This window comes from Collinsella sp. SGI.178 (assembly GCF_050313495.1).
Classification (GTDB): domain Bacteria; phylum Actinomycetota; class Coriobacteriia; order Coriobacteriales; family Coriobacteriaceae; genus Collinsella.
Genome location: NZ_JBNPLM010000036.1, coordinates 1 through 9,108, shown reverse-complemented (window position 1 = coordinate 9,108; position 9,108 = coordinate 1). Strand labels below are relative to the sequence as shown.

General features: G+C 61.2%; 6 protein-coding genes, 1 tRNA gene and 1 other RNA gene. 2 read left to right on the top strand and 6 right to left on the bottom strand.

What is annotated here, in order from left to right; all coding sequences use genetic code 11:
* Positions 1 to 331 precede the first annotated feature (331 nt).
* From bilS to tadA, 5 genes are all read right to left on the bottom strand, one after another.
* Positions 332 to 883, bottom strand: a complete 552-nt coding sequence (gene bilS / locus ACQRAQ_RS08400; protein ID WP_427794532.1) for a flavodoxin family protein BilS — start codon at positions 881 to 883, stop codon at positions 332 to 334.
* A 111-nt stretch (positions 884 to 994) separates the two neighbouring features.
* A complete protein-coding gene (locus ACQRAQ_RS08395; RefSeq protein ID WP_427794531.1) occupies positions 995 to 2,854 on the bottom strand; it encodes an ABC transporter ATP-binding protein in 1,860 nt (619 codons plus the stop codon).
* Positions 2,855 to 4,738 carry an ABC transporter ATP-binding protein gene (locus ACQRAQ_RS08390; protein ID WP_427794530.1) on the bottom strand — a complete coding sequence of 628 codons (1,884 nt, stop codon included), beginning with the start codon at positions 4,736 to 4,738 and terminating at the stop codon, positions 2,855 to 2,857. It abuts the gene before it with no gap.
* Positions 4,739 to 5,079: 341 nt separating this feature from the next.
* Positions 5,080 to 5,175, bottom strand: an RNA gene (gene ffs, locus ACQRAQ_RS08385) — signal recognition particle sRNA small type.
* Between the two features lie 177 nt (positions 5,176 to 5,352).
* Positions 5,353 to 7,134 carry a tRNA adenosine(34) deaminase TadA gene (gene tadA, locus ACQRAQ_RS08380; protein ID WP_427794529.1) on the bottom strand — a complete coding sequence of 594 codons (1,782 nt, stop codon included), beginning with the start codon at positions 7,132 to 7,134 and terminating at the stop codon, positions 5,353 to 5,355.
* A 51-nt stretch (positions 7,135 to 7,185) separates the two neighbouring features.
* Between tadA and ACQRAQ_RS08375 the strand changes: the two genes are divergently transcribed.
* Positions 7,186 to 7,275, top strand: a tRNA-Ser gene (locus tag ACQRAQ_RS08375).
* Between the two features lie 2 nt (positions 7,276 to 7,277).
* On the opposite strand, the gene ACQRAQ_RS08370 is transcribed toward ACQRAQ_RS08375, so the two are convergent.
* Entirely contained in the window at positions 7,278 to 7,862 is a 585-nt protein-coding gene (locus tag ACQRAQ_RS08370) for a TetR/AcrR family transcriptional regulator (protein ID WP_427727644.1), read from the bottom strand.
* A gap of 211 nt (positions 7,863 to 8,073) precedes the next feature.
* Between ACQRAQ_RS08370 and ACQRAQ_RS08365 the strand changes: the two genes are divergently transcribed.
* Complete coding sequence (locus tag ACQRAQ_RS08365) at positions 8,074 to 8,625, top strand: LemA family protein (protein ID WP_427719860.1); 552 nt, start codon at positions 8,074 to 8,076, stop codon at positions 8,623 to 8,625.
* Positions 8,626 to 9,108 lie beyond the last annotated feature (483 nt).

Below are 9,108 nucleotides of genomic sequence, written 5' to 3'. Positions count from 1 at the left end.
GGCTCTCAACCGGAAAGTGCATCCCATTCCAAGCCTTAATTCCGGGACACAGTTTCCGGACAAGGCGTAAAGCGGAAAGTGTATCCCAGTCTGAGCGCCAATTCCGGGACGCACTTTCCGAAACCCTGCCCATCTGGAAAGCCCGTCCCACGCTCAATACATCCAGCGGACGCATTGAGCGTGTCTTCCAGGACGGCCTCGTCATCGGGGTGATGGAAAATGTCACCCCACACGCTTGCCACGGTTGCTCCCGCGAGTGTCAAGAAAAAAAGCCTCGAGGATTTCGAGGCTTTCGCTTCTGTATTATTTCGCACGCGCGGCAGCGATAGATCTACTCGCCCAGCACGGCCTTCTTGGCGGCTGCCGCCATGTTGTCCAGATCTTCCTTGGTCGGATGGTCCTTCGCGGCAACCCAGTTGTCGAGCAGCAACTTAGCGCGGGCGTTGTCGGGATCTTGCTCGAGCATGGCCTCGTAGCGCTGCTTGACCGCAGGGCCCATCTTGCCCTGGCACATCGCCCAACCTACAAGCTCGGCATCATTGGCCAAATTGGAGGTCACGCGATCGATAATCTGCTGATAATAGCTCTGGTCGGCGCCAAAACCGCAGGTGCCAAACAAAAAGACGCGCTTGCCGTGCAAGGTGGAGAGCAACGCCGCGACCGAAGGCGTGCACGCGCCCTTGTCACACCAAAAACCGACGAGCACCGCGTCGGCCGCGCAGGCGCCCTGCGCCTCGAGCGCAACCTGATCTGCATCCGCATCGTCGCTCAACGCCGCGGCATGGACAAACTCAACACCCGCAGCCTGCAGAGCGCGCTTGATCGCGCCCGAAACCATCCTTGTATTACCGCTCTTGCTGTTAACCACCAAAGAGCACGTCATAGTCACGTTGCCTCGTTTCCCCCAAAACTAAAGCCACTAATGCAATTTATTAGATGAATATCTTAGTACCAACGTGACAGATGTAAACCACCTGCCGCTAATCGGTGGCCCCTACTGGGCAAACTGGCTGCGGTAAAGATCGGCATAGAAGCCGTCTGCCGCCAGCAGCTCGTCGTGTGTGCCGCGCTCGATAATCTCGCCGTCGCGCATCACCAGAATGCAGTCGGCGTTGCGAATGGTGCTCAGGCGGTGCGCCACCACAAAGCTTGTGCGACCGGCCATGAGCTCGTCGAATGCCGCCTGCACCTGCAGCTCGGTGCGGGTGTCGATGCTCGAGGTCGCCTCGTCCAGCAGCAAGATCGCCGGGTCGGTGAGCATGACGCGAGCGATGCACAGCAGCTGTTTTTGACCCTGGCTAAACGTGCCGCCGTCCTCGCCAATCACCGTGTCGTAGCCCTGCGGCAGCTGCACGATAAACTTGTGCGCATGCGCGCGCTTGGCAGCTTCGATAACCTGCTCGCGCGTGGCATCGGGACAGCCGTAGGCGATGTTATCTGCCACCGTGCCCTCGAACAGCCACGTATCCTGCAACACCATGCCAAAGGCACGGCGCAGGCTTGCGCGCGTGTATTCACGCGAGGAACGGCCATCGACCGCAATGCGGCCGGCATCGATATCATAGAAACGCAGCAGCAAATTGATGAGCGTTGTCTTGCCACAGCCCGTAGGGCCGACCAGGGCAAAGCGCATGCCGGGCTTGGCCTCGATGCAGATATCCTGCAGCAGCTTGCGGTCGGACATGTAGCTAAAGTCCACATGCTCAAAGGCGACCTCGCCCTGCGGTGCGGCAAGCTCTATAGCGTCCGACGCGTCGGGCTCCTGCTCGCGCGCATCGAGCAGCGCAAACACGCGGCGCGCCGAGGCATACGCCGCCTGGATCTGCGTAATAACGTTGGTGACCTCGTTGAACGGCTTGGTGTACTGGTTAGCATAGGACAGAAAGATCTGCACGCCGCCCACCGTAAGCGCCGCGGGCACGCCCGTGATCACGCCCACGCAGCCGATCACAGCGACCACGGCATAGATGATGTTATTGATAAAGCGCGTGCCGGGATTGGAGAGCGAACCCATAAACTGCGCGCGCTCGCCCGCGGTGTAGAGCTCGGCATTGAGGGCATCGAAGCTCGCTTGCGCGTTGGAGCCATAGGCAAAGGCGTCGACAAGCTTCTGCTCGCCCACGTACTCCTCGATATGACCACCGAGCTGGCCTTGGATGCGCTGCTGTGCCGTAAAGCTTTTGTTGGAGAGCTTGGCAATAGCACCGGCTGCAAAAATGGAAAGCGGCGTGACGAGCACCACCACGAGCGTCATGGTCAGGTTGATGGAAAGCATAAACGCGAGCGTGCCCACGATGGTGATAACGCCGGTGAAAAGCTGGGTAAAGCCCTGCAGCAGGCCATCGCCCACCTGATCGACATCGTTGACCACGCGGCCCATAAGGTCGCCGTGGGCGTGGCTGTCGATAAAGCTGAGCGGCATGCGGCTGAGCTTGTCGCTCGCCTCCACGCGCATGTCGCGCACCGTCTCGTAGGACAGGCGGTTGACGCAGTAGCCCTGCAGCCACTGGAAAGCCGCAGCACCTACGACGACAATCGCGAGCTTGGTGACAAGCGGCAGCAGCGCGTCGAAGTCCACCTGCCCGGCGGCGACGATCAGGTCGATGCCCTCGCCGACGAGGATGGGCGTGTAGAGCTGCAAGATCACCGAAGCGGCGGCACTCACAAACGACGCTACAAACGAAATGCGGTGCGGACGAACATAGCCCAGCAGGCGGCGAGTTACCGCGCCCACGGGATAGCGCTCGGGATCGCCGGGCTGACGCGGGCCGTCACCCAAGTCACTGAGGTTATCGTTGCCGGACACGTTGGCCGTCATCGTGGCGACCGAACCGGAGGAAGTGTAGGGATTCATTTAGCAGCCCTCCTTTGCGCAGACGAATGCGGGGGCGGTCGGGGCGCCTGGGACGGGCGCGGGGCTTGGAGCGGGCGTGGGCGCCGTACTCCCCTGCTGACCCTCGAGCTCCTCGCGGCGAAGCTGCGACTGGCAAATCTCGCGGTAGAGCTGGCAGCTTGCATACAGCTCATCGTGCGTGCCCAAGCCCGCGACCGAGCCGTGGTCGAGTACGCAAATCACGTCGGCGTCGCGCACGGTCGAGACGCGCTGGCTCACGATGATGGTCGTCAGCGGCAGCCCGCCCTCGGCGGCACCGCACACGCTTCGTTCACGAATGGCACGGCGAAGCGCTGCGTCGGTCTTAAAGTCGAGCGCCGAGGCGGAGTCATCCATAATCAGAACCTGCGGAGAGCCCACCAGGGCACGTGCGATGGTCAGGCGCTGGCGCTGGCCACCGCTAAAGTTCTTGCCGCCCGCCTCGACCGGGGCATCTAAGCCCTGCGGCTTGTTGCGCACAAACTCGCTGGCCTGCGCCATATCGAGCGCCGCCCACAGCTCCTCGTCGGTTGCCGCCTCGTCGCGCCAGGTCAGGTTGCTGCGGATAGTGCCGCTCACCAGCGACGCGCGCTGCGGAACGGTCGCGACCACACGGCGCAGCTGGTCGAGCGGCCAGGTGCGCACGTCGGCACCCATCACGCTCACGCTGCCGGTGCTCGCATCGTACAGGCGTGGGATAAGCGAGACGAGTGTGGACTTGCCGCTGCCCGTGCCGCCGATAATGCCGAGCGTTTTGCCCGCCGGCAGCTCCAGGGTCACATCGTTGACGGCGTTGGCAGCGCCCGCGCCAAACGAAAAGCTCGCATGGTCAAAGCTCAGTGCGGGAACCGGAACAGCGCCACCCGCCAGTTCGCTCGGCTTGGGCAGCGCGACCGGCTGGTTGCCCTCGTCGGTGATACTCGGCTCACAATTGAGCACCTCGTTGATACGCGAAGCGCTCGCGCTCGCCTTGGTAAAGACCACGACCAGGTTGGCGACGTACACGATGGAGGTGAGCGTCTGCGTCATGTAGTTGACGAACGCCATAACCTGGCCCTGCGTAAGCTCGCCCGCGTTGACCTGGATGCCGCCCACCCACAGGATGGCGCACACGCCTAGGTTCATCATCAAAAACGTTACGGGGTTAAGGATCGACGAGAGCTTGCCCACCGCGATGGCGGTATGGGCCTGGTCGTCGGCGGCTTGGGCAAAGCGCTCGCGCTCGTGATCCTCGCGTACAAAGGCGCGGACCACGCGGGCGCCCGAAAGCCCCTCGCGGCAAATGAGTGCGATGCGGTCGAGCTTTGCCTGCAGCTGCTTGTAGTACGGAATGCAGCGCGCCATGACAAACCAAAACACCAAGCCGATGGCGGGCGTGCAAATCAAAAAGATCACGCCGAGCTTAAGGTCGATGGCAAGGGCCGCGCACATAGAGCCCACCGCCAAGAAGGGCCAGCGAATGAGCATGCGCACGCCCAGCGCCACGGCAAGCTGCACCTGGTTGACATCGTTGGTAATGCGCGTGATGAGCGACGGCGTGCCAAAGCGGTCGAGTTCGGCATAGCTCAGCTTATTGATGTGCTGGTAGAGTGCGCCGCGGATGTCGGTGCCCATGCCCTGCGAGGTGAGCGCCGCCATCTTCTGGCAGACGAGCGTAAACGAGATGCCGATCACAGCCATGGCGGCGAGCACCATACCGTAGTGGACGACGGCGTTGACATCGCGCGCGCCAATACCCTTATCGATCATCTGGGCAATCACCAGCGGCGTAAGCAGGTCAAAAATCACTTCGATCAACTTACACGCAGGGCCAATCACCATATACCGGCGAAACTTACCACCAAAACGCCTGAGCAGCTCAATCATAGAAGGCGCTCCCTATCATCATCTCTCTTCAATCTGATTCATGATAGTACGGCGAGCCCTGGAGATGCGTAAGCAACTCGTTACAGATGTAAGGGCGACGGTCACTAGCGCCCAAGACATGTAGCAGCCGATGCTTTGGCAACGCCAGCGAGCGCCGCAAGACACGGGATTCAATTCTTCAGATAAATGCGCCCTCTACGGGTGATTTTTGGACGAAGTGGTCCCGGTGCCGGCGGGCTGTTTGGTAGTCGAGCGATCCCGCAGGCAAAGCCGAGGACCAGCGAGACACCAAACAGCCCGCCGGCACCGGGACCGCATCGCGGCACCAAAAAGCGCCCGTGCGCTCGATGGATTCGGATGCCCGACAGAGGCTCCTTATGGCTGCTTCCTTCCGGACCTGACCAGATTCGGAACATGTCGTCATCCGAACCCATCGAGCGCGCTTGGCGCTCGGTATATCTTACCCGCTCCTGCCCGATGGGGCAAGGTAGCTAATTTGGGACGGGGCCAAAAAGACTACTTTTGAGTTGCGGTGGAATAGTTCCTGCTTTACGGCCCAAGGCCAAAAACAGGAACTATTCCACCGCAACTTATTGAGACTTGCCTGGATAAACTTAAATACGGCCGAGGTCGTAGGCTCGAGCGGCTGCCTCGCCGGCACAGATGAGGTTGGTTGTGGCTTCCTGGGGGTCGAGCGCTTGGTCAAGGGGCATGGGTCTGCGGCAGACCGGCAGAACCAAGTCGATACCCTGTCCATACACCGCATCCAGGTTGTCGGCACGACCGCCCACGACGGCGACCACCGGCTTGCTATATCGCTTCGCACGACGGGCCACGCCCACCGGCGCCTTACCGGCGGCGGATTGCTCGTCCATATTGCCCTCGCCCGTTATGACCAGGTCGGCATCGCGCACGCACTCGTCAAACCCAATCAAATCGAGCACCGTCTCCACGCCCGAGCGCAGCTCCGCACCGAGCGCCAGCAGCGCGGCACCCAAGCCGCCGGCGGCACCGGCACCGGGCACACCAAGCACCGAGCCAAATGACCGTGCACCCTCGGGCGCGCGCAGAAGCTTCTGGGCTCGCATCTCGAAAATCGCCGTATCGAGCAGGCGGCCATAGCCGACCATCCATCCGTCGTATTTGCCCAGGGCCTCGGCATCCCCCGTCGGCAGGCCCTTCTGTCCACCGAACACCGCAAGCGCGCCGCAACGCCCCACGAGTGGGTTCTCGACATCGGAGAGCACCACGACACGCACGCCGCCCAGTACCTCAAGCGCCGGCGCCAAATCAACGCTCGCTGCCTGCTCAAGGCCCGCAAGACCGGGGGCGATATTGCAGCCACACTCATCGACAAGATGCGCGCCCAGCGCCTGCAGCATACCGGCGCCGCCATCGTTGGTAGCGCTGCCGCCCAAGCCAATATAGATAGTCTTTGCCCCAGCACGGACCGCGCGAAGCATGAGCTCGCCCACGCCATAGGTCGAAGCCGCAAGCGCCGCCGATTCCGTGCAGGGCGAATACCCAATACCCGCCGCCTCGGCCATCTCAACTACAGCCGACTCGTGCTCGCCGTCCACCAGCATCCGTGCAGACACGCGGTCGCCCAAGGGGGCTGCAACCTCGCAGGTCACAAGCTCGCCACCGCAGGCGGCAACGGCGTCGAGCGTTCCCTCGCCACCATCTGCCAGCGGCAAAGCGCTCAGCTCGGCATCGGGCCACACCTGGCACACGCCTTCGGCAACGGCCGCCTCCGCCTGCGCGCTCGAAACGCTTCCCTTAAAGGAATCGATCGCCAACAGCACACGGCGGGGCCGGCGCTGCACAGGACCAAAGTTGAGCGTCACGTCGGCGAGATCCCCAACACCCGCAAGTGCCTCGGCATGGACGGCATGCGCCTCAAGGCTTAGACCGCAGCCGCACGCGGCGCCATCCACACCGCGCAAACCGGCAAAATAGCTGCTCAGTACCCTGCGACACTCGTCTGCCAGCACGCCGGCGGTCACATTAAACCGATGGTTCAGGCGCGAATCGGCATTGAGGTCATACAGCGAGCCCACTGCGCCCGCCTTGGCATCGGCCGCGCCATACACGCAACGCCCCACGCGCGCGTTAACCATAAGCCCCGCGCACATGCAGCAGGGTTCGAGCGTCACGTAGACCGTACAATCGGAAAGGCGCCAACGCCCAAGCGTCTGAGCGGCGGCGCACAGGGCCAAAAACTCGGCATGTGCCGAAGGGTCCTGGTCGAGCTCACGGCGATTATGCGCCCTCGCGACAATCTCGCCCGCACGCACCACCACGGCACCAATCGGCACCTCGCCCACTGTCGCAGCGGCGCGCGCCTCCGCCAGCGCCTCGCGCATGAACTTCTCGTCGATTTCGGTGATCGTCATCGTTCGCCTTCCCTGTTGCAAATTCAAAACGATGCTATCATTACGACTCACGGAGAGATGGCAGAGCGGTTGAATGCGGCGGTCTTGAAAACCGTTGAGCGCGAGAGCGTTCCGGGGGTTCGAATCCCCCTCTCTCCGCCACCTTAGTGATTCACCGGCGTCATGGTGCGCTCAAACAGCGCATCGACCACGTCGGCCATCTCGGGTCGACGCTCAAGATCGTGGCCCGATTCCCACCAATTTGTGAACACTCGAATAATGCCACCGGCGATAAATTCCGATGTCGTCTCGAGCGAAACGGGCGCCAGGGCGTCTTCGGCAAGCGAGCTCATCACGCGCTCACGGATGGAATGCGCGATGCGGTCGCAAATCATGCCGGTCAGCATGCCCGACATGCTGCTCGCCAAAAGGTTATCCATGAGCTGCTCATGCGCCAGTACCATATTCATGGCATCGTCAAAGACCTCATGGCGAAGCGCCCGTACATCCACAAGCGGCTCCGCGTCCGCTGCGTCGGTCTGGTTTTGGGGCAAGCCCGTCATAAGCTCATCGATATAGAAGGCAAAATAATCGTTTTTATCGCGAAAATGCTTATAGAACGTCGTGCGGCGAATCAGGGCCCGGTCGCAAAGCATGGCAACCGTCAAATCCTCAAACCGATGCTCTTCCAAAAGCTCGGTAAAGGCGTCGAACAGGGCACGATAGGTTTTCTTGATGCGAAGGTCCATCCGTATCGCCATCCTCAAGGTGTAGACAGCATTCCTTAATTTGTCGCATATCTTACACCTGTACCACCCGTTCGATATTGGCGCCCCCTCCCTGGTTGAAACAAAACGCTTACCGGAAAGTTCGGCACCGCCAAAGGTTGCGGGTATACTAGATACGTTATACCAACAACGGCCGGCGCAAAACGCCGCTGCCATTCGAAACGGAGACATCATGCTTCCCGTCATCATCGGTATCGTTGTTGTCGTTGTGATCGTCTGCGCCATCGCTGGCATCTACAACAACATGGTTACCAAGCGCAATCGTATCGATAACGCCTGGCAGAACATCGACACGCAGTTGCAGCGCCGCAACGACCTGATCCCCAACCTGGTCGAGACCGTCAAGGGCTACGCCAAGCACGAGCAGGACACGCTCGCCGCCGTGATCAACGCGCGCAACACCGCCGTAAGCGCCACCACCCCCGAGGCCAAAATGGAAGCCGACAACGTGCTGACCGGTGCACTGCGCCAGCTCTTTGCCGTGGCCGAGGCCTACCCCGACCTTAAGGCGAACACCAACTTTATGCAGCTCCAGGCTACGCTCGAGGACACCGAGAACAAGGTGAGCTACGCGCGCCAGAGCTACAACGACTGCGTGCTCAGCTACAACAACGCCATCCAGACGTTCCCGGCCGTTATCTTTGCCGGCATCTTCCAGTTTAAGGAGCGCCAGGGCTTCGAGGCCGCCGAAGCTGCCCGCCAGGCCCCGACCGTCAAGTTCTAACAAGTTGGCAACGCATCCTGAATCGGCTATATACATAAACCGCATAAACCGTCCCGTCGAATGCATACTTCGGCGGGACGGTTGCTTTTTGCCCACAGGTACCCCAGAGGGCAGCGTGCAAATTTTGGAGTTTTCAGCATCCTGGAGCCCAAAGGAACAGGAACGGGCCCACAAAACCGCGTTGAAAACCCTGATTCTGAGCCCTCAGCACCTCAGGGGTCACTCATTTTCTACAGGATGCGGCTCACGGCGCCTGACTTTCACCCAAAATCCCGTATGCATGCGCACCCGGCTGCTGAAAACTCCCAAAAATGTACGCCCCGTCCCACCCCAGGCGAGCGGCAACCGGAAAACCGCGCACGCACCTCTTCCTGGTGCGCGGTTTTCCTACAGAACTGCGCGGGGTCACTAGGGCCAAGCTCCTTATGGAGCCCACACCCAGGCGCACTCCGCAGGACGAAAGAACCCCCGCCGCACGTAGTG